Source organism: Parendozoicomonas verongulae, from assembly GCF_009711465.1.
Lineage (GTDB): Bacteria > Pseudomonadota > Gammaproteobacteria > Pseudomonadales > Endozoicomonadaceae > Sansalvadorimonas > Sansalvadorimonas verongulae.
Genome location: NZ_SMME01000824.1, coordinates 1 through 299, shown reverse-complemented (window position 1 = coordinate 299; position 299 = coordinate 1). Strand labels below are relative to the sequence as shown.

Genomic DNA, 299 nt, shown 5'->3' with positions numbered 1-299 from the left:
TGACAGTGGTGAGTATTATGAGCTTGATGTACACGAGGGAAAGGTGACCCTTCCTCTTCCCCTTAGGGCATTTCCAACTCCGAGCTGGCAATATCGAGTGGATATACAGCTTACGGACAATGTGAATACAGAGTATGTCCGTTATAACCTGGTCGCTCTAAACCCTGATGAAATTGATTTTGTCAATGTTGTTTATTTCGACCCTGTAGTGACTGGTGCCCATGAAAATGATCATGCATTAGTCGACCAAATGAAAAAGATGCCTATCTGTGAGTATGGGGGATTTTGCCCACAGCTGT

General features: G+C 44.1%; 1 protein-coding gene. It reads left to right on the top strand.

The genetic code is table 11. The features are described from left to right. Nucleotides 1–97: 97 nt before the first annotated feature. Nucleotides 98–299 (top strand): hypothetical protein (locus tag E1189_RS23885; RefSeq protein WP_196221369.1); only part of this gene is annotated, 202 nt, incomplete at its 3' end.